21 protein-coding genes are annotated in these 19,466 nt (G+C 53.3%); all 21 read right to left on the reverse strand.

What is annotated here, in order from left to right; translation table 11 throughout:
• Nucleotides 1-87: 87 nt before the first annotated feature.
• On the reverse strand, nt 88-870 hold the full coding sequence (locus KFJ24_RS02520; protein WP_250829522.1) for a DUF5602 domain-containing protein: 783 nt from the start codon (nt 868-870) through the stop codon (nt 88-90).
• A 235-nt stretch (nt 871-1,105) separates the two neighbouring features.
• The gene (locus KFJ24_RS02525; RefSeq protein WP_250829523.1) at nt 1,106-3,091 is read right to left on the reverse strand and encodes a hypothetical protein; all 1,986 of its coding nucleotides are present in this window, start codon (nt 3,089-3,091) and stop codon (nt 1,106-1,108) included.
• A gap of 178 nt (nt 3,092-3,269) precedes the next feature.
• The gene (locus tag KFJ24_RS02530) at nt 3,270-3,887 is read right to left on the reverse strand and encodes a TPM domain-containing protein (protein WP_250829524.1); all 618 of its coding nucleotides are present in this window, start codon (nt 3,885-3,887) and stop codon (nt 3,270-3,272) included.
• A gap of 60 nt (nt 3,888-3,947) precedes the next feature.
• Nucleotides 3,948-4,706: a TPM domain-containing protein gene (locus tag KFJ24_RS02535; RefSeq protein ID WP_434967993.1), complete on the reverse strand. Its 759-nt coding sequence runs from the start codon at nt 4,704-4,706 to the stop codon at nt 3,948-3,950.
• Nucleotides 4,706-5,323 (reverse strand): LemA family protein, encoded by a 618-nt coding sequence (locus tag KFJ24_RS02540; protein ID WP_434967994.1) that lies wholly within the window; start codon nt 5,321-5,323, stop codon nt 4,706-4,708. The genes KFJ24_RS02535 and KFJ24_RS02540 overlap by 1 nt, the downstream gene beginning before the upstream one ends.
• Nucleotides 5,324-5,499: 176 nt before the next feature.
• A complete protein-coding gene (locus KFJ24_RS02545) occupies nt 5,500-5,898 on the reverse strand; it encodes a GFA family protein (protein ID WP_250829525.1) in 399 nt (132 codons plus the stop codon).
• 121 nt (nt 5,899-6,019) lie between these two features.
• Entirely contained in the window at nt 6,020-6,709 is a 690-nt protein-coding gene (locus tag KFJ24_RS02550; protein WP_250829526.1) for a hypothetical protein, read from the reverse strand.
• Between the two features lie 241 nt (nt 6,710-6,950).
• The gene (locus tag KFJ24_RS02555) at nt 6,951-7,370 is read right to left on the reverse strand and encodes a hypothetical protein (RefSeq protein ID WP_250829527.1); all 420 of its coding nucleotides are present in this window, start codon (nt 7,368-7,370) and stop codon (nt 6,951-6,953) included.
• Nucleotides 7,371-7,445: 75 nt separating this feature from the next.
• Nucleotides 7,446-8,582 (reverse strand): hypothetical protein, encoded by a 1,137-nt coding sequence (locus tag KFJ24_RS02560; protein ID WP_250829528.1) that lies wholly within the window; start codon nt 8,580-8,582, stop codon nt 7,446-7,448.
• 109 nt (nt 8,583-8,691) lie between these two features.
• The gene (locus KFJ24_RS02565) at nt 8,692-9,627 is read right to left on the reverse strand and encodes a hypothetical protein (RefSeq protein ID WP_250829529.1); all 936 of its coding nucleotides are present in this window, start codon (nt 9,625-9,627) and stop codon (nt 8,692-8,694) included.
• Nucleotides 9,620-10,189 (reverse strand): DUF6932 family protein, encoded by a 570-nt coding sequence (locus KFJ24_RS02570; RefSeq protein WP_250829530.1) that lies wholly within the window; start codon nt 10,187-10,189, stop codon nt 9,620-9,622. The genes KFJ24_RS02565 and KFJ24_RS02570 overlap by 8 nt, the downstream gene beginning before the upstream one ends.
• Nucleotides 10,190-10,305: 116 nt before the next feature.
• Nucleotides 10,306-10,803 (reverse strand): DUF3291 domain-containing protein, encoded by a 498-nt coding sequence (locus KFJ24_RS02575; RefSeq protein ID WP_250829531.1) that lies wholly within the window; start codon nt 10,801-10,803, stop codon nt 10,306-10,308.
• A 104-nt stretch (nt 10,804-10,907) separates the two neighbouring features.
• Entirely contained in the window at nt 10,908-11,234 is a 327-nt protein-coding gene (locus KFJ24_RS02580) for a hypothetical protein (protein ID WP_250829532.1), read from the reverse strand.
• A gap of 54 nt (nt 11,235-11,288) precedes the next feature.
• A complete protein-coding gene (locus tag KFJ24_RS02585) occupies nt 11,289-11,969 on the reverse strand; it encodes a hypothetical protein (RefSeq protein WP_250829533.1) in 681 nt (226 codons plus the stop codon).
• A gap of 89 nt (nt 11,970-12,058) precedes the next feature.
• On the reverse strand, nt 12,059-12,535 hold the full coding sequence (locus KFJ24_RS02590; RefSeq protein ID WP_250829534.1) for a hypothetical protein: 477 nt from the start codon (nt 12,533-12,535) through the stop codon (nt 12,059-12,061).
• A 2-nt stretch (nt 12,536-12,537) separates the two neighbouring features.
• Nucleotides 12,538-12,891 carry a hypothetical protein gene (locus tag KFJ24_RS02595; RefSeq protein ID WP_250829535.1) on the reverse strand — a complete coding sequence of 118 codons (354 nt, stop codon included), beginning with the start codon at nt 12,889-12,891 and terminating at the stop codon, nt 12,538-12,540.
• Nucleotides 12,892-13,028: 137 nt separating this feature from the next.
• Nucleotides 13,029-13,496, reverse strand: a complete 468-nt coding sequence (locus tag KFJ24_RS02600; RefSeq protein WP_250829536.1) for a nucleotidyltransferase — start codon at nt 13,494-13,496, stop codon at nt 13,029-13,031.
• A gap of 728 nt (nt 13,497-14,224) precedes the next feature.
• Nucleotides 14,225-15,907: an AMP-binding protein gene (locus KFJ24_RS02610; protein WP_250832538.1), complete on the reverse strand. Its 1,683-nt coding sequence runs from the start codon at nt 15,905-15,907 to the stop codon at nt 14,225-14,227.
• Between the two features lie 59 nt (nt 15,908-15,966).
• Nucleotides 15,967-16,545: a peroxidase-related enzyme gene (locus tag KFJ24_RS02615; protein WP_250829537.1), complete on the reverse strand. Its 579-nt coding sequence runs from the start codon at nt 16,543-16,545 to the stop codon at nt 15,967-15,969.
• Nucleotides 16,546-16,566: 21 nt separating this feature from the next.
• Nucleotides 16,567-17,472: a hydroxymethylglutaryl-CoA lyase gene (locus KFJ24_RS02620; protein ID WP_250829538.1), complete on the reverse strand. Its 906-nt coding sequence runs from the start codon at nt 17,470-17,472 to the stop codon at nt 16,567-16,569.
• Complete coding sequence (locus KFJ24_RS02625; protein ID WP_250829539.1) at nt 17,472-19,466, reverse strand: acetyl/propionyl/methylcrotonyl-CoA carboxylase subunit alpha; 1,995 nt, start codon at nt 19,464-19,466, stop codon at nt 17,472-17,474. The genes KFJ24_RS02620 and KFJ24_RS02625 overlap by 1 nt, the downstream gene beginning before the upstream one ends.

Below are 19,466 nucleotides of genomic sequence, written 5' to 3' on the forward strand. Positions count from 1 at the left end.
TTGTTGATTTTGATTCAGCCAATCGAAACTGTGTCTTCTAAAGTCAATTTTAAAGCCATGGTACCGGTATATCTTTAAAGCTGACTCTCAATCGAACCTTTCCAGGTCCTGGATAGCGATGGTGTACTCGCCTTTCCCGGTATCAAATCCGATTCGGTAGGTCGCCGGATACCAGGCCGGATAGCTGTACCTTCGTGGTTTTTTGACGGGTGACGTGACCTCCGGCCGTGACTGGAGGAAAGCCAGGGACAGCATCGGCTCCACAAACATTAACTCACCCTTGTAATAGCCGTAAATAAAGTTATGGCTAAACGGCTGACCCTGGAATTCACTGCCAGCCGGATCAAGGCCGTGCATCCCCATCCGCTCCACCGCTGTATCTGGAGGAACGATGTAGCCATCGGGCACGAGTTCAGGGTCTGGTGCTGCCATGGCGAGGTCACGATCATCGCCATGGAAAGTGATCGCTTCACGTTCGTCATTGCTGATCAGATAAAAATGCACGTCAAAATGGGGGACTGAGTAGACCCCTTCAGGTATGTGTCCGGCGGGATTCCAGTCAAGAACGACATGATTATATCCCGTCTGCGGGCCGGCATCCGGCATGGGTAATTCAAACTCCCAGACCGACTTGTCGCCATGGGCTTCCGGCAGACCCAGGAGCGCATCTTCGGTCAGCACCACAGACACGGATTCGGGGTCGTTCCCGTCATTGGCCATTACCACTACGCGCGCGGTGCCATTACCCACAGCCACGGACGTGCCTGTGAAACCCGGTGGATCGGCGGCGATCGCGGCACTGGCAAGGCTCAAAAGTGCGAATGTATAGATTGAACGGGTAGGGCGAAACAGACGAAGAGCAGTTTTCATGTGCGCAATCCTCCATGACAAATGCCTTTTGGCATCATCAACGGCCGGTATGGCCTGGAAGCCTTCGCCCTTCGGGCTGAGTCAGAGGAAATCACAAGTGGCAGGCGGGGCTGACAGCAGGACACAGTATCCTGTCCGCACGCTTGTCCTTACTACCACCAGAATGGGGGTTGGCTAGACCTGATCAATATATCACCAGCTTTAGAGGTGAGAGAAGCTATTATTCTGCCAGCCCTCAACGTGATGATGTCTCAGACGATGCCGCCCAGCTGGTGTAGCCAAGCTCCATGACGCGGGCGACTTCCTCATCCGGTACCGCAGAGAGGTCACCGAGTTCCAGCGTGTCGTAATGGAAGGCGAACAAGCGAGAGGCAAACTCGGCAACGGGCAGGGAGGCCTCCCCACGGAATTCGCCGTGGCCACGGGTGGAACAGGTAATACCCTGACCCCAGTCCTGGCCACTGTCATTGTTGGGATTGAAAAAGTAGACCCGCATTTCGTTCCGGGGGCTGAGACCGACCCTCAGGATGGTGATGGCATGGCGGCCGACGAAACGGGCTGCGCTGTCGGTCACGGCAATACCCGCCGGCTGCGCGTGTATCACTGGTATCTGGCCGTTGTAGAACGGGTGGTAGCTGGCATAGAAGTGCCGAACGAAGCCTTCGTAGTCGCGCAACTCGCCCGTTTGAATGTCGGTCACCACCCGAAAGCCGTGGCTGACCCACCAGCCGTAAAATTCCGGATTGATCCAGCGGTGGGCGTCGTCGTCCCGGCCCTGGCAGCGGCGCCACATCTCACCATAAATCCGGTCCAGGTGGGGAATCAGCACCAGTGATACAGGGTCGACATCCACCGGCGCATCCTTGACCAGTCCCGGTTCCAGATTCCGGGATGAGACTTCCCAGCCTTCGAAGCGCCCGAGAACTTCGTTATCCCGGGCCGCCCAGGCAAGGACCTGAAGCAGGTAGTCGGCTTCGTTAGCAGCCCACATTGACAGGCCAATAGCGGACTGGCAGCTGGGATTATTGCCCTGGCCCACACCCAGGGGCTGCCCCAGGAGGTTGAGTACGCCGGCCAGCAGGAAAACCTGAGCTGGTTGGGCATCGCCAAAATTCTTTTTGAGCGTAAGTGCCGTTTCGTCAGAAAGCTTGAGCTTGATATGTCGCCACAGTGCCTGTGCCACCGACGGAGTGAACAGCGAGCCCCGTTCCAGCATCATGGTGAGCCCATAAACGGCCTGACAGGTTTCCGGGTAAATGGCCGCATCGATCAGCGCATGAACCAGCTCTGTATAGCATAAAAGGTCGTCCTTCCCGGTCATGGTGAGTCCGAGCGTTGCGGGTATCAGATCGTCCTTGCCAGTGCTTCGAAGAAACCGGAGCATAACCGCGTGGTAGGGTGAGGCCAGCCCCGTGTCGTGCATGTTGCGGGCAAAGTCCGTAGCCTCGGCGGCGAGAGCCTCATCGTTCATCTGGGCCAGTCGCTGGCTGTAGAGCTGCAGGCCCGGATCTTCTATGCTGCCCTGCGTTGGAGCAAACAGAGACTGGACAAGGCGGGTTGCGTCAGCGGTGCCCGTGGTTTTCGATTCTGGATCGTAGAGGCACTTGGCAATCTGGCCAATCATCTCGCGGATGCTGTCTACCTGGACCGGCCCCTGATCCAGTAACCGCCAGACTTCAGCAACCAGGCTGTCCAGCAGGCTTTCGTAACCGAGGTGAGAAATCAGATACTGATATAGCTGGAGCACGATGACCCCAAGTTGCTTGGGGCGCTCCCGGTCTGCTTCCGTCAGTTGACCGGACAGCAGGTCCAGGTTCAGCGCCATAACCTGGGTCAGGAAGTGTCTGGCCTGCTCCGCCGAGATGCCCGGGTGGAAATAATCCCCGCGGGCGACCGCAAGCATCCTTATCTCGCTGATGGCCTCGACGACCGTTGTAACGGCACCAGCTTCGCGTAGCGAGTGCTTTGCCAGCGCAGGCTGCAGGATAGCCGGCTTTGCCCAGTCACTGGTGCCGAAGATACCGGCGGATTCCAAGCCGCGAACTCGCCGGTACAAAGCGTCAAAACCACCCGGCAATGTCATCAACATGCGGGCCCGTTCCAACAGTCCATGGCTGGATGACTGAGGGTCTGCGCGACGGGCGCGGGCGAAATCTGCCAGCGCCATATCAAACTGCATCACTGCCGGCCCGAGCGCAGGGTTCGCGTTTGTATCCTTCATGGTTTTGACTCCCTGTTATGTTTTCGGGCCGGCGCCCTGAAGGTATCCAGCTACGAAACCAAAAAAGAAGCCGTTGAGCAAGGGCTGGAAAGCCTGCAAGGTTCGCAATGACAGAGAACCGCCTCCCCTGAGGTGCAAAACGGGAGCGGTTCAGGCCGCCTAGTGGCTGCCATTGTCGTTATGGCAGGATCACCAGATGATTGGGCAGTTCGTTGCGCTCGTGGGTGGCGGGTACGTGCTCTTTCAGGAGCTTGCCGCAGGCAGCAATGCAGTCAAGAAATCCCTGCCGGGTCTGGCCCTGGCGCACACTGGCGGTGAAATCCGCCACTATGGCCTCCCATACCGAGTTATCCAGAACATCGGCAATGCCCTGATCCACCAGGATCTCCACATAGCGTTCTGCTTCCGAGACGAAGATCAGCATGCCGGTGCCGCCTTCGGTATGGTGCAGGTTCTGCTCCAGGAACTGCCGCCGTGCCAGGTTGGAGGCCCGCCAGTAACGCACCTGCCGGGGGATCAGGCGGGTGTTGATGCCAGGCACCCGGAACAGCAGGCTGAGCACGATGAATGTACCCCACTGCACCAGCAACAGCATGTCGGCACCGAACCAGCTGCCGAAGTAATTAACAATACCCGGCGCCAACAACGCCAGGATGCCGGCCCAGACCAGAGGAATATAGGAGTAATTATCGGACTGAGCCGTCAGCACGGTGACCAGTTCGGCGTCGGTTTCCCGTTCCACCTTATTGATGGCGGCGGCAACGGCTTCCTGATCGCTTTTGCTTAGTAATGTCATGATTCTGTCATTCTCATTGTCAGGTGAGGGGGTTCAGCGTACGAGGATACCCATGTGGTGCTACCAGCCACCGGAAGCACCGCCACCGCCGAAGCCGCCTCCGCCGCCGCCAAAACCGCCGCCACCGAAGCCACCGCCACGGCCGCCCATGGCGCCGCCCAGCAGAGCCGCGCCCAGCAGAGCAGCACCACCGCGCCCGCCACGGCCACCGCGGCTACCGACAAAGAATATCACCGCCATCATGATGATGAAGAACAGCGCGACCATGCCGGCCTTGGGCTTTTCCTGTACTGCACGCGTCTGCTGGCCCTGTGGAACGGCCATGGGCTCGCCGCCGAGCACCTGGATCATGGCGGCGGCGCCGTTAACGATACCGGCCTGAAAATCCCCCTGACGGAACGCCGGGGTAATAATGCGATTGATGATGACCGAGGAGTCGGCATCAGTGAGCCGGCCTTCAAGGCCATAGCCCACCTCTATGCGGACTTTGCGCTCCTCCTTTGCCACGATCAGCAGGGCGCCGTTATCCTCGCCCTCCTGACCGATACCCCAGTGCCTGCCCAGCTGATAGCCAAAGTCCTCAATTGGAAAACCCTGCAGGTTCGGCAAGGTGACCACCACAACTTGTTCGGTGCTGGCCTGCTCGTGGGCCTGAAGCATCTGGCTCAGACGCGTTTCCACTTCAGGGGAAAGCATCTCCGCCCGGTCTACCACCCGGCCAGTCAGTTCGGGAAACTCCGGCGTTGACTGGGCCCAGAGGGTGGCCGGGAGCAACAGCAGTAACGCCACCAGCAGATTTTTGGGGGACAGGGCTGCCATCAGAATTCCACCGCGGGTGCGTCTTCCGCATTTTCCGTGGTGGCTTCGAAGTTGGCGCGGGGCTCCAGATCGCTATACAGGATGCTGTACCAGATCTTTCCCGGGAAGGTGCGCAGCTCGGTGTTGAAAGTCTGCACCGCCTGGATGAAATCCCGGCGCGCGACGGCAATACGGTTCTCCGTGCCTTCAAGCTGTGATTGCAAAGCCAGGAAGTTCTGGTTCGACTTCAGGTCCGGGTAACGTTCGGACACCGCCATCAGGCGGCTCAGGGCACTGCTCAGCTCACCCTGGGCCTGCTGGAACTGCTGCAGCTTCTTGGGGTTGTTGAGAATGCTCTCGTCCACCTGAATCGACGTAGCCTTGGAGCGCGCCTCAATCACCGCAGTCAGGGTTTCCTGCTCCTGGGCCGCGAAACCCTTGACGGTTTCCACCAGGTTGGGAATAAGGTCGGCGCGGCGCTGGTACTGGTTTTCCACCTGAGCCCAGGCGGCGGTGACTTTCTCATCGTAAGTGGGGATGTTATTGATCCCACAGCCACTGAGTAACAAAACCAGCGCCATCAGCGGCGTTAACTGCCAGAAAGTCCGCTGTTGAAACGGTTTGTGAAGGGTTCCCATAGTGCTCTGTCCCTGAGGTGGTTGCATTGAAGAGGGGAGATGCCCGGCCCGCCGGCGGAGGCATCGAACTACCTACTAATTGGGGACAGAGCTACTGTTTTCAAGGTGGTCAACGTTTTGTGCGCGCGCTGTCAGGAGAGGTTCATGTCCGGTTTACGCGGCGAGTTATCAGTGCCTCAGTCATTCTCAGCATATTGAGGCAGATCATCGGTAATCTCGAACCATGGAGCCTTGCTGCCAACAAAGACATGACGCTCTGCCCGCACACCTGGGTCGGTATCCAGGGTGCCAAGTGGGAACGCATAGATTTCCGGATTCGAGTCAAATTTTGTATGAATGCTTGAGCCGCAGGCTGCACAAAAAACCTTGTATTCCCCTGGCGAAGATTCATAGGTTTTAAGGAGTTCCTGGCCTTTGATGGTCTGCCAATCTTCAACCCGTACCTTTGCACACGTCCGAAATGCTGCAGCATGAAGCTTGCGGCACATGAAGCAGTGGCAGTTGTACACGTCACTCAAACTGCCTGCTATTTCATATTGGACGCCACCGCAAAGACAGCTGCCAGACTGGATCATTGACTCACCTCCCTATGTGATAACGCGGAGCTTTGCGGCAATTTTGGAGCCGCGAAGCGGTGGAAAATTGTCCGGCAACAGCGGCTGGTTATGCATTATTCGTAGTGGCTCCAGAGCCTCTTCAGCGCCCCACCTGTAACGTGGGGATATTCTCACCACCCAAATCCACATAATGAATCGCCTGAATTACCATTTGATTCCAGAAAACGGAGAAGTATCCACCCAATAACAACGCCGGCGCGATAAAGACCGCGAGAAATGCGGCAATAAAGAAAGAGTCTGGCCCTACACCAGACTCGAAGCGCAGTATGCTACTGAACGGAATTGCCACGAATACAACGAGAGACGCTCGCCGAACAAATGCGAGCTTCACGGACCGGGTCAAAGACAGTTTCCTCCCGAAGATCCCCCTCCCCACGGCACCCAGAACATAAAGCGCCAGGGAAACTCTCGCCACGACCGAGAGCGCCGCTTGCAAGCCGTTCACGTCGTTGTCGCCTAGCTGGGTTTGGTCGGTACCGAAAACCAACTGCCCGCCCTCTTTCATCGGCGCGAAGACATCACCACCCCACTCAACCAACAGTTCCAGAATGGCGATAACAGCGTTTTGTGAGAACAGAGCAACGACAAACAGCCCCAGAGCCATCCATACGGCGGCGGCCATAGCAGTCATAAAGTAGCCTGTATAGCCAATGAACTGCTTCAACAACACCCGCATGGCAGCTGACTGGGGCACGCTGAACGTAAAATCAAAACGGACATTAGCCAAAAGTACTTCTCCCTGGCGTTTGATGTTCCTGCTGCCCTTCATCACAGCTCACTTTGGCGGACCCTCGAACTTTGGAACTTGCGAGATTTCACCGTCCCAAGCAGCTTCACTGGATCTGAAAATGTGCACTGTGGGCAATGTACAGACTTTGGTGTCCAAACACCCTGCGGGAACGACAAGCAAACCTGCCGGCTAATGCTGAACCGCATAACGCTTGCAACATGCGCGCCCTTGGAATGGAGCCGAAGGCGCAATGTAAAGGGCGTCGCCGTGCCTGCACTTGTTAGGTACCAACAACACGCAGCGCAATATTCTGTGTCGTTTTTGCTAGCTGATCCAAAAAGCCAAGGTTAATCTGTACCTCTTCGTGCTCGTAGACGTAACGCCACTGAGTAAAGGAATCAGCCATTTCACTAAGCTCGTTCATGAAAGATGCTCTGTCGAGCCCAACACCTTGAATTATTTCATCTTGTATCGATGAGTCTAGCTTCTCGAAAAGTTTCAACAAATTGTGGCCTTGGGCAGCGTCACCCTTAACCATGAGCAGGGATTTGAATCCAATCTCGATGGAAAACACTCCGCAGACAATACCCGGAACAGGGATAATAGCTAGAGCTTCGTCACCACAATGACGCTCAGTCAGACACCGTTCTGATACCGAGAAGAAGCCAGCTGATAGCTGTCTTGCTGATTTTGATCTCATATCGAAAGTTTCTAGCGCCAGTGGTAATGGGCGCCAACGGAGCGCAGCGTAGTTGGCGTCCCGTTGACCACCTTGTTAAGCTAATGAGGTGAACGTCTGTCTCGAAACTAGTGAGCCGTCATTATGCTCACACACCATCTGCTGTTCTTGTACATCGTAACTATTCTGCGTAATTTCGTATGCTAAAAACAAGTCTTTGTCCAACGGCACTGAAGCATAGGGATTATAGTAAACATGTAATCCATCTAGATGGGACTCAACATGCTCACTCGATTGGTAGAGATAAGTATCAGATCCACAAACCAAATTCCCATCAAAGAACCTAATTGAAAAAACATCACAACCAGGTTTAATAGTTTTATGTGACCTCCCTAACATTTCGAGCCCCTCTTTAGTCATAAACTCAACAACGCCCATCTGACGGTAGCGTGTAGCACGAATATAATTTTGAATACCTGCTTGTACTACTGCTTTACCAAACATGCCTGTAGTAGAAAAAATTACGGCGCTAACTTCTTTGTAACTTGGGTTGGTGAAAATCCCCAGCTCAATTTTTTGTCCGTTGTGATTCAGAATATGACCAATACTTTCGCCATCACCACTAGGAGGTGGCGGATTGATACCATAAAGAACTCTATTTATTGCCATATTATTCTGCGAATATGACAAGTGGTTATCAAAAGGAGCAACTGCGATTACAAACGGGTTGCCTTTTACGTGCTCTAGATCTTTGTATGGATACTTTTTATTGTTAATCCCAACAAACAAATCTTTCTTGTCCTTGATTTTTCCAGCAAGCTTGATTGTGGATTGGTCCAAAAATTCTTCATTATCCATCGCTATAGCTGACTGTATAGACTCTTCCGAATAGTACTCTGAACTTAGGTTCTCTTTATTATTTGAAGTGACCGCCTCAACATTTACTACACGACCGGTGCGATGCAGTAAATTAAAGTCCGGACTTTCTTTTGAGTAGTCAATATTGAATCCTAAATCAATAAAAGCTTTATTTAAATACAGCTCCCACAATGAAGAGTTAAATGAGATTTGGAAATCTTGAACAAATTTCTTTGATTCTTTTTTGCGATCGACCAATCCTCTTGACCAGCTGTTGATCACATCGATTGTAGGCTTATAGACTTCAGAAGATATGATTCTTTTGAACAACGGGTGAAGTCTTTTCTCTTTGACTGCTAGTTTGAATAGTTCCAAAATATACTCTAGTCTCTGATAGCCAGTGTTTATTCGCATAACGCTTTTTTCAACGGAAAATTGGGAGCGCAGCGAGTAATTTTTCCGCGTACAGCAACTGGTTATGTGCTCATTCTCCGAACCGGAGAAACTCTAACAGACGAATTACTTCTCTGGGCGGTCTATTTAAGGGAGCCACGGTTTTTATTGAAACCCTAGTTAGGCATTTATTACCAATCGCACTATCAGACACGTTTGCAAACTGCTCGACAGCTTCTTTTGTAGCTGATCCATAAAAAAGTTTCCCGGCACGATCAGCTAACTCAAACTTTCGATGCTCTGGCAAAAAGCCTACCAGGGTGCCTTCTATTTCAGTTGTCTTTTCTTCAATACTTGTCGCTTCTGTTCTTATTTTCGCTCGATGTATTGATGGACCGTCAAGAGTAAAATCGAGTTCCTTTTCTACAATACGTATAGTCGCTTTACTCGAATCCAGATTATTGAAAAGGTCCCGAAGAGCAATTAGTGTTCTTGGCTCGAGGTCTTCTAGAAGAGCCTCAAAAACAGCGTCATCTTGGGCGGCAGAATCCCTAAGCAAAAAAGCAGCCTTATCTATAACATGGGATAACTCTGATGATTCTAGCTGCATTTGCTCACTCATCTCATCAAGGACGAATCCAAACGAACCTCTCGCCAAACCGGTAACCATTAATCCAGAATTTGCCTTGAGAGGAACCTTTCCTCTTTCACCTAGCGCACCTACTTCATTGCTGGCAAATACCTTAGCGATTAAATTCTGAAACTGCTCCAATGCCATGCCTGCAAATTCTGCAGCAATCCCCTTTGAACCAAGCACAGGCTGACCACCAAAAAATAGAGCAACACTGGCGCTATTATCGGCTAACGTTTCCTCTTTAAGTGATTCTAACTTGCTCGATAATTCCCCGATTCGATGTTCAAACTGCATTTCTCCTACGATATCGCCTGATTCATGGGCACTAGTAAGCAGCTCATTCAAAGTAGCAATTTCAGAAGATAGGCTATCAATACTCAGTTTCTTAGGCATTGCCTGCCTCCCTATCTAAAATCTCCAGCGCCTCATCATCCCCGCACAGAATGGGAATCTCAACCAATCCCTTCCATAGGTACGATTCGCGTTGGTGCGAGAACAGCCCAAACCAGTATCGCGTATTACTAACCACGTGTAGCGGATGCGTATTCAAATCAACAAAATACGCGTCGCAATAGAATTTTTGCTTTGCCTCATTAGGAAGAAATAGATCTGTGTTTCCACTCACTATTCTTTTCCATTGCTCCAAGTCATTGGTTGGCCTCAAAGCGAAAGTGACTATATCTACATCCGCTGGTGGCCTGCCACGATTTAGCTCTACGTCCTCTACAAAGCTACCATCAAGCCACTGAAACCCGTTTGAAATACCGACTTGCTTAAGTTTCCTTCGATATTCCAGCAGGCCCCTAAGTATAGTTCTCCTTTCAGGAGAGTGAGCGTAACGAAGGACAAACTCAGATATCGTTGTTTTATAGGGTGCCATACCAGCAGGATCGGTTGGTCCTTGCTCTGGTATAAATGGAGGCAATACTCCTGATTGATTTAATTCTGGTATCACTCTTCAAACTCCCTATGACTTCTCAGGTAACTCAGCTGCCTAACGCCGAAAATAAGCGGCGGCCCGACAGGGCCGTCCGGTGGAGGCCGAAGGCCGGAACGAACTTAATTGATTTGTTAAGTGGCTGGACATTCACCACCCAAAGTATCGGTCTGCACGCTGGCCAATTCACTGGGAGCCGGGAAGGCTTTTTTGAACGTGAAAGCCTCGGCGGTTGGTCCGTGCTCTCTCAGGGTGTTTAGTTTTCGCGCTGCTTCTTCGACTGACGGAATATGACCGGCAGGCACCCACCAAAGAACCATGTATGCCTCACCCATTTTGTGGAACCACTCTTTTTTGCGACGCATGATCTCAACGTGGGCAGACCGATAAACGTAATTATGCAAAGCCTCGACCGAATCCCAGAGAGAAAGATTCACGATCTTATCTGAGCCGAAATAATCAATGCCGGTGGCATCACCTTCTTCGGTTTGCAAGCGCCAGACGAAACCAGGGGAATCCTCAGCCAACGCGTTGATCCTGTCCAAATTCTCGACGAAATCTGAAAGCTGAGGCGAATCTATTGGAGCCATCAGAGTGGCAATGTTTAGCTGGGCAATTTGATACTTGCTCACAGTTTCCTCCTTGAAAACACCTAACGCCTGCATAAACGGCGCCCGACTAGGGCGGCCGGTGGAGGCCCAAGGGGCCGGAACGAATTTGATGCAATTGTTAAGTTCTACTTTCCGCCTCTCACCTTATTCAGATAAAAGTCTGAAATTTCTTTTTTCGCACTCTTATTAGCTTGGAATAACCGAAAGCCGAAATGCAGACACAGCAAGAGGATAGGAATGAGTGCGTACTGAAGACCGATACCGAAACCTATACCTAGCCTGAACTGACTTTCCTCCTCGCTAGTCAAACCTGGAGGAACTTCCATGAAAAACTGACCGTAGGCTAAACCCGCAAGCCAAAAAACAAGCAAAATCAGTCCGCCGCGAAAGAAAAATTGAGAAGCGGAGGGTGCATGCTTTTTGTAAATGGCTTTCAAATCTATCTCAGACATTGGATTCCTTAGTTGATCGTAAACTTAACAGCTTATTAAATTTTACTGAGCGCACTACTCCATTTCTCTCAAATATTTCTCAGTGAGCAGTTCGTTTAGTATCCAAGCGGCCGTCAGACGTAGGAGAACTTTTAAGTCACTAAGATCCTTCTCTTCCCATTTTCGAACATAGTGGGTTTCGTCGTTTCCTATCCATGCTGCCCGAGAAGCACACGCCTTTACATTGGCGTCGCTGCAGTATTCGTTAATACAGGCACCAAGCATTTTCTTTTTAATAGCGCTAGCGTCATCTGGATGCTTATGCATTGCATAGTCTTTTATCAGAAATTCTAGAGCCTTACGAAAACCACAACCAGCGATTTGATCAAGCTGAAAACCTTCTGCGGCGGAGCTTTGAGCCAAAACTTTATGATAACTGGGGGACAATTCCTTTAGCTCATCAGCTGTATCTGGCTCAACCGACTTGCGCGGAAGACAGTTTCTTAGGTAGTAGTCACCTTGGGGGTAACGGGTCCGATAATCTCTATTTTGAGTATAAGATGCGATAAAAGCCCACTGACATTCATTGCGGGGACAGGAATAGAGAATCTGAAGAGTGTTTCCTCCATCAAGATCAGATCTTGAAATCAGATTACTCCCTATATTTGAGGGACTTACACCGTGGTGGCATATCGGGCACTCGTCAGGATCCCGATCATATGTGAAAGACTGTTCAAATATCTGTATCCGCGGCATTCCTTCTCCCTATTTAACGCCGCCAGCATGCGCGCCTTTGGAGTGGAGGCGAAGCCGCAACGAAAAAGGCGTCGCCGTGCCTGGCCTTGTTATGCGCTGATCGCATCGGTGCGGACCTTGGTTTTCGTATAGTTTATTGGCGGATACTCGCAGTGATTCTGAAAATACCACCAAAGAAACTGTCCTTCCGCTTGGAGCAAAGAGGTTCCAGACTTTGTTTTCCCGAACTTTTCATAATCACAGAAGGCAATTTCTATCGGGCCATAACTATCTATAATCTCACCAAACTTCAGTGAATTAGCGTTTGACGTTGCATGAAGATTTGCATAGCGAAAATATCTTGATTTAAAACTGGTCTTTGTTTGACCGATATATAGAATGCGACTTTCGCCCCGAAGACGAGGCACAGGCTTCGAGGACAAAAGAAAATAAATTATGCCTTTTGATTTTGCAGCTTCTATAGAGCCATATACTTTTTCAAATGCACTCGTTGAAAGCTCGTCAATTTGACCTGGCAATCTTTCAAACCCATTAACGAGTGGGTATAGGTCGTCCTTAGTGAGCAAGGCTACTCTCCTCCTGCAGCTGAATGATGTGAAAGATGTGTTGATCCATTCGGCAGCCATTCAATACTCAGTTTACCGCCAGCAAAACGAACAACCCCCTCCTTCCTGGGCTGCTCATTACATTGGCCTCGGTATTGAATGAAGTCATCAAGCAGCTCAATCAAATGAAGCTTAAAGCCGGAATTTGTGACCTGATCGAATACATCTTCCTCTAGAGTCCAAGATGTACCACTCAGGCGGTCTTCATCCTCTTCAGCGCTAAAAACCACTTCGCCTTTAACCTTTACAATCTCTGAGTGTTGCTGGGCAAGCATACCCAAGCGAGTGCTTTCAAAGTCCGGATCAAAATTCGACATTTCTCTTCCTTTTGGTGACTTTTCTCAGCTTACCCGTTCAGAACGACAAGCTGTGTCGCCTCGATGCATAACGCTCGCCATCACCGGTGACATAACCGCAGCGAAGCGGAGGTTTTGGCATCCGGTGCATGGCCTGGTTATGCGCTCTCACGGATAGCACGGATATCCTCGATATCCACCGGACGTGAGAGCGCAGATTTATACTGGACCAGATCGTCCTTCAGCATAAGGGGAAGCTCAAGACCCAGCAAATGCACCGTCGCATGGCGAGAAAAATCTATGTTGAGCGGAACCCAAGTCTCGTTGCCTGAATCGAAGATCCACGGACCGTCAGCGTTACCTACCTCCACCTTGATGCCTTCATACTTGAACTGGACGTAGGTTAGATCCCAGCCTTCTTCTTGGCGGTGAGCGGCTGCTTTGGATACAAATTCCTGGCCGGCCTGAACCACTGACGAAAAGTGTTCACCAGGGACGAAAAGGTCGATGTCATTCAAATCACGCTCTGAGCCATATCCCTTTGCAGCGAGTCCTCCGCAGATCAGGAAGGGGATATTCCTATCTCTCAGTAACCCCACAATCCATTGGGCTGCTAAATGATGCACGCCTCCTCCTTTTGCGCATAACAGCGTATTCAACGAACGCGTTCGTAAAGCACGCATTCGTATAATTCCAGTCCCAGCCGCCTTTCTGATTTCTTAAACCTCAATGAAACCAAAACGTTACCAAAAACCTTAACGGCTACCGCCGGAGTGATACGCCCCCTCCAACTCACAAATCCTTGCAGCGTCAGGGCGTATAACTCCAGAACTCAAATCCACTACCCTAAACATATCAGAGAGTTATAGGTTTTGCGCGGAAGTCGGCCGGAGTTTTGCGAACGCGTTCGTATAACTCCGGCCATTCAGGCGGGCTTATCTGTCCAGCTGCGCCCCGGCCTGGTACTCAATCACCCGTGTCTCGAAGAAGTTCTTCTCCTTGCACAGGGTGGACTTGCCAGGGTGTTATCTTCGCTTATGGCTGTCTGAAGCGTCTGGTCAAAGCGCAACGCCTCATGATCGTTCAGGTCATCGCCCCCAGCTTGTGGCCACCGGAGAAATCGGCTTCAATCTGGCTGCCTCATCATTACTCGTTCGTTTGTAAGCTAATGAAAAAATAGTCAAAAAATCAGAGCTCTGCAAAGCCGGTCAGCGATATTCCTGGAATACCACCGGGCAATAACGTAGCGCGCTTGATGATTACAGTGTTGCCGGAAGCGTCTATGCCTGGAGAGGTTAAAAAAACCCCGGCAAAGAGCCGGGGTCAATAGGTGAGAGCGGAGGAGGAGAGTTGCCTACTTCTTCAACCCCATCTCCTCAATGGAAATTTCCCGCATCTTGAACTTCTGGATCTTCCCGGTGACGGTCATCGGGAATTCATCCACGAATTTGTAGTTGCGGGGGATCTTGAAGTGAGCGATCTGACCCTTGCAGAAGGCAATCAGGTCATCCGCATCGACCGGATCGGCGTCCGGGCGCAGCTTCACCCACGCGATGAGCTCTTCGCCGTACTTCTCGTCGGGGATGCCGGTTACCTGGACTTCCTCGATGGACGGATGGGTGTAGAGGAATTCCTCGATCTCTTTCGGGTAGATGTTTTCACCACCCCGGATAACCATGTCCTTGATACGGCCGACGATCTGGATGTAGCCCTCTTCGTCCATGGTTGCCAGGTCGCCGGTATGCATCCAGCCGGCATTGTCGATGGCTTCGCGGGTTTTTTCTTCGTTGTTCCAGTACTTCAGCATCACGCTGTACCCACGGGTACATAGCTCGCCAATCTCGCCCCGCGGGACCACGTTGCCGGTGCCCGGATCGACGATCTTGGTCTCCAGGTGCGGCTGGGTCCGCCCCACGGTGGTGACCTGCTTCTCGAACGGATCGAGTGAGCTGGTCTGGGTGGAGACCGGGCTGGTTTCGGTCATGCCGTAGGCAATCTGAACCTCTTTCATGTTCATCTTGCCGTTGACCTGCTTCATCACCTCCGCCGGGCAGATGGAACCGGCCATGATGCCGGTACGCAGTGTGGAGAGGTCGTAGGTTTCAAACTCCGGATCCGACAGTTCGGCGATGAACATGGTGGGTACACCGTACAGGGCGGTCGCTTTTTCCTGGTGCACGGCCTGCAGCACGGACTTCGGTTCAAAGCCCTCATCCGGGTAGATCATGGTGGAACCGTGAGTAATGCAGCCCAGGTTACCCATCACCATGCCGAAGCAGTGGTACAGCGGCACTGGAATCACCAGGCGATCCTTCTCGGTAAGGCGCTGGCTCTCGGCCACAAAGTATCCATTGTTGAGGATATTGTGGTGGGTGAGGGTGGCGCCTTTGGGGTTGCCGGTAGTACCGGAGGTGAACTGGATGTTGATCGGGTCATCGAACTGGAGCTGGCTCTGAATCTTGTCCAGGTCTTCCTGGCTGACATCACCACCAAATGTCACGAATTCGTCCCAGGTCCACATGCCGTCGTGCTTGTCGGTGTCCAGATTGATCACGGCGCGGAGGTCAGAGAGGCGCCGGGCCTTGATCTTGCCGGGTGAGCTGGCCTTCAGTTCGGGTGCCAGATCATAGAGCGTCTTGCGGTAATCTGAGGCCTTGAAACTGTCGGCAGTGACCAGCACGCTGATGCCCGCCAGGTTCATGGCGTATTCCAGTTCGTGCATGCCATAGGCCGGGTTGATGTTCACCAGGATGGCGCCCACCTTGGCCGTGGCGAACTGGGTCACGGTCCACTCGTAACGGTTGGGAGACCAGATACCCACGCGGTCGCCACGCTTTACGCCGATGGCCATAAAAGCGCGGGCAGCTTCATTGACCTTCTCCACAAACTCCCTGTAGGTCCATCGGATGTCCTGATGCAGACAAACCAGGGCTTCGGTGTCCGGATATTGCGCGGCGGTGTGGTCCAGCTTTTCGCCGATGGTCATACCAAGCAGCGGAGTTTCTGAGGTACCGCTGGTGTAGCTTGGAAAAGTCATGCTCATGGTCTCTGCCTCCATTGTTTTTGTATTCGGAAACGAGCAGGTCTGCGAACCTGCTATCGACTCTGCTTGTGGTATTCGGGATTTGGTTGCATATCGCTGGCGATGGCCACGCGGTTGGACATATTGTAGAAACCGATCAGGTTGCTCAGGTCCCAGATTGCGCTGTCGCTGAGGCCAGCGTCGCGCAGGGCCTGAATGTCCTGTTCTGTGACGGTTGCCGGCGAACGGGTAAGGTGGGATGCAAAATCCAGCATGGCCCGCTGGCGCTTGTCCAGATTGGCCGTGCGGTAGTTCATTACCATGTGCTCGCCGAGTGTTGGATCACCACTCAGAACGCGTACCGCAGCACCGTGGGCGACCAGGCAGTAGAAGCACTTGTTCTCGGAGGAGACCACGACCGCCACCATTTCCCGCTCCAGCTTGCTGAGCTCGCCTTCGCCCAGCATCAGCTCGTTGTAGAGTCGGGTGAAGCCGTCGAGTTGTTTGAGATTCTGGCTGTAGGCTGTCAGTACGTTGGGGATCATGCCCAGCTTTTCCTGGCAGATCTGGAAGTACTTCTTTGTATCTTCCGGCATGTCCGCAATGTCCGGAATGGGAAGATCGAGGGCAACGACGTTCTTGTTATTGCTCATGAATAATACTCCTTGTTTGCTTCAGCAGTTGCCGCCGAGGGCCTGTCCCACTTTGGAACCGTTATGGCGATTGAGTTCACGGGTGATCCACTCACCGGTTGCCACCAGTTTGTCCAGATCCACACCGGTTTTGATGCCAAGCCCGTTAAGCAGGTATAGCACGTCTTCGGTAGCGACGTTGCCGGAGGCTCCCTTGGCATAGGGGCAGCCGCCAAGGCCGGCCACGGAGGCGTCAATTACGGCCACACCTTCCTCGAGTACCGCATAGAGGTTGGCCAGTGCCTGGCCATAGGTGTCGTGGAAGTGAGCGGCCAGTCGCTCTACTGGGACCTGTCTGGCAACCGCTTCCAGCATACGCTTGGCCTTGAGCGGTGTACCCACACCGATGGTGTCTCCGAGTGAAATCTCGTAGCAGCCCATGTCGGCCAGATCCCTTGCCACTTTCGCCACCTGCTCCGGGGCGATGTCGCCCTCGTAAGGGCAGCCCAAGACGGTAGACACGTAGCCGCGCACGGGGATGTTGTGCTGTTTCGCGGCTTCCATGACTGGCATGAACCGTTCAAGGCTTTCGGCAATGGAGCAGTTGATGTTCTTCTGGCTGAAGGACTCAGAGGCGGCTCCGAACACTGCGACTTCATCAACCCCCGCCGCCAGGGCATTCTCGAAACCGCGGAGGTTTGGGGTCAGCACCGAATAGCGGACGCCGGCCTTACGTTTGATACCGGCCATAACCTCGGCCGCATCGCCCATCTGCGGCACCCATTTTGGCGACACAAAGCTTGCGGACTCGATGTGGGAAAGGCCGCAATCGGCAAGGCGGTCGATCAGGCCGGTTTTGATGTCGGTGGCGATAACCGGGCCAGCCTCGTTCTGGAGACCGTCCCGGGGGCTCATTTCCACCAGCCGCACCTGTTGAGCAAAGGCCATTACTCTGCCTCCTCTTCACTCATTTCAATGGCAATCAGTTCAGCGCCTTCGGAAACCTGGTCGCCTTCGGCGAAGAAGATTTCACTCACCACACCGTCGGCCGGGGCCTTGATGGCGTGCTCCATCTTCATGGCTTCCATGATCACCAGGGTCTGGCCTGCGGTGACCTTGTCGCCCACCTTGGTCTGCACGGCCACAATGGCACCATTCATCGGTGCTGCCAGACTGCCTTCGCCGGCCATTTCCTCGAAGCCGTAGGTCTCGCGATAGACCGTACAGTTGAAGGTATCGCCCTCGTAGAACAGGATCAGCTGATCATTATGCAGGTTACCGTGAACGCTGATCCTGTGGCCGTTAATCACAGCCTGAAGGTAGTCCTCATCCAGTTTGGCGGTGAGGTTGTAGACGCTATCGCCCACGAACACCTGGTAACGGTCATCCCGTTCCAGGATCTTGAGATCATGAATCTCGTCACCTACCTGAAGCTGGAGCGGCTGGGCATATTCGGAGTTCATTCGCCAGCTGTTGCGGCGACCAAACGGTGACCATGGATCGGTTGAAGCCGGCTCTTCGGATTTGCGCGCTTCCAGTACAAAGCCGGCGGCCAGAACCAGGGCCTTGTGAGTATCGAGCCTGGATTTCGGGAACAGCAGTTCGCGATGGCTGTCGATGAACCCCGTAGTCAGGTCCGCCTCGCGGAATGGCTGGGCGTCGGCCAGGGCATGCAGGAACCGGATGTTGGTTTTTACGCCCGCAATGCGGTAATGCTCCAGGGCCTGAACCATGCGGTTGATGGCCTGGTCCCGGGTTTCGTCCCAAACGATCAGCTTGGCGATCATGGGGTCGTAGTGAATGCTGATGTCATCGCCTTCGGTCACGCCGGTATCGACCCGTACGTGGGCACTTTCATCGGGTGTGCTCAGGTAGCGCAGGTTGCCGGTGGCGGGCAGGAAGTCCTGGTCCGGATCTTCGGCGTAGATGCGGGCTTCCAGTGCATGGCCCCGGGTTTTTACCTGGGACTGCTCCAATGGCAGGGGATCACCCCAGGCCACTTTCAGCTGCCACTCCACCAGATCCTGGCCGGTGACCATTTCAGTGACCGGGTGCTCGACCTGCAGGCGTGTATTCATCTCCATGAAGAAGAAGGAACCATCCACGTCGTACAGGAACTCAACGGTTCCCGCACCCACGTAATCGATGGCCTGGGCTGCACGCACAGCGGCGTCACCCATGGCCTTGCGGGTATCTTCGCTCAGTCCTGGCGCCGGCGCTTCTTCCAGCACCTTCTGGTGGCGGCGCTGCACAGAGCAGTCGCGCTCGGCCAGATAGACGCCCTTTCCGTCCTGGTCGCAGAATACCTGGATCTCTACGTGACGCGGCTGTGTCAGGTAGCGCTCTATCAGCATGTCGGGGTTGCCGAAGGCGTTTTTGGCTTCGCGTTTGGCAGCGGCGAGGGCATCGTCAAATTCGCCCATGTTTTCGACCACACGCATGCCTTTACCGCCGCCACCGGCGACGGCTTTCAGCAGCAGCGGAAAGCCACATTTCTCGGCTTCCTTGCGCAGAACCTCTGGAGACTGGTCATCACCGTGGTAACCCGGCACCAGTGGTACGCCGGCTTTTTCCATAATCGCCTTGGCGGCGGACTTGGAACCCATGGCGGCGATGGCGGAAGAGGGCGGGCCGATGAACACGATACCATTGGCTTCGCAGGCTTCGGCAAATCCGGTGTTCTCGGAGAGGAAACCGTAGCCGGGATGGACTGCCTGGGCACCGCTCTGTTTGGCGATATCAATGATCTTCTCGGCTCGCAGGTAGCTCTCGGAACTTGGCGCTGGCCCGATATTAAAGGCTTCGTCTGCCATGGCAACGTGGCGGGCATTCGCGTCGGCATCGGAATACACGGCGACGCAACGAATACCCATGCGGTGGGCGGTCTGTATGATCCGGCAGGCGATCTCGCCGCGGTTAGCGATCAGTATTTTGCTGAACAT

The organism is Marinobacter sediminum (assembly GCF_023657445.1).
Taxonomy (GTDB): domain Bacteria; phylum Pseudomonadota; class Gammaproteobacteria; order Pseudomonadales; family Oleiphilaceae; genus Marinobacter; species Marinobacter sediminum_A.

Bases quoted from the DNA above. Each gene is read 5' to 3' on its own strand.
- KFJ24_RS02565 (WP_250829529.1), bottom strand. From the start codon at position 9,627: ATGCCTAAGAAACTGAGTATTGATAGCCTATCTTCTGAAATTGCTACT.
- KFJ24_RS02535 (WP_434967993.1), bottom strand. From the start codon at position 4,706: ATGGCAGCCCTGTCCCCCAAAAATCTGCTGGTGGCGTTACTGCTGTTG.
- KFJ24_RS02530 (WP_250829524.1), bottom strand. From the start codon at position 3,887: ATGACATTACTAAGCAAAAGCGATCAGGAAGCCGTTGCCGCCGCCATC.
- KFJ24_RS02520 (WP_250829522.1), bottom strand. From the start codon at position 870: ATGAAAACTGCTCTTCGTCTGTTTCGCCCTACCCGTTCAATCTATACA.
- KFJ24_RS02595 (WP_250829535.1), bottom strand. From the start codon at position 12,891: ATGTCGAATTTTGATCCGGACTTTGAAAGCACTCGCTTGGGTATGCTT.
- KFJ24_RS02615 (WP_250829537.1), bottom strand. From the start codon at position 16,545: ATGAGCAATAACAAGAACGTCGTTGCCCTCGATCTTCCCATTCCGGAC.
- KFJ24_RS02550 (WP_250829526.1), bottom strand. From the start codon at position 6,709: ATGAAGGGCAGCAGGAACATCAAACGCCAGGGAGAAGTACTTTTGGCT.
- KFJ24_RS02545 (WP_250829525.1), bottom strand. From the start codon at position 5,898: ATGATCCAGTCTGGCAGCTGTCTTTGCGGTGGCGTCCAATATGAAATA.
- KFJ24_RS02580 (WP_250829532.1), bottom strand. From the start codon at position 11,234: ATGTCTGAGATAGATTTGAAAGCCATTTACAAAAAGCATGCACCCTCC.
- KFJ24_RS02525 (WP_250829523.1), bottom strand. From the start codon at position 3,091: ATGAAGGATACAAACGCGAACCCTGCGCTCGGGCCGGCAGTGATGCAG.
- KFJ24_RS02585 (WP_250829533.1), bottom strand. From the start codon at position 11,969: ATGCCGCGGATACAGATATTTGAACAGTCTTTCACATATGATCGGGAT.
- KFJ24_RS02620 (WP_250829538.1), bottom strand. From the start codon at position 17,472: ATGGCCTTTGCTCAACAGGTGCGGCTGGTGGAAATGAGCCCCCGGGAC.
- KFJ24_RS02610 (WP_250832538.1), bottom strand. From the start codon at position 15,907: ATGACTTTTCCAAGCTACACCAGCGGTACCTCAGAAACTCCGCTGCTT.
- KFJ24_RS02540 (WP_434967994.1), bottom strand. From the start codon at position 5,323: ATGGGAACCCTTCACAAACCGTTTCAACAGCGGACTTTCTGGCAGTTA.
- KFJ24_RS02555 (WP_250829527.1), bottom strand. From the start codon at position 7,370: ATGAGATCAAAATCAGCAAGACAGCTATCAGCTGGCTTCTTCTCGGTA.
- KFJ24_RS02625 (WP_250829539.1), bottom strand. From the start codon at position 19,466: ATGTTCAGCAAAATACTGATCGCTAACCGCGGCGAGATCGCCTGCCGG.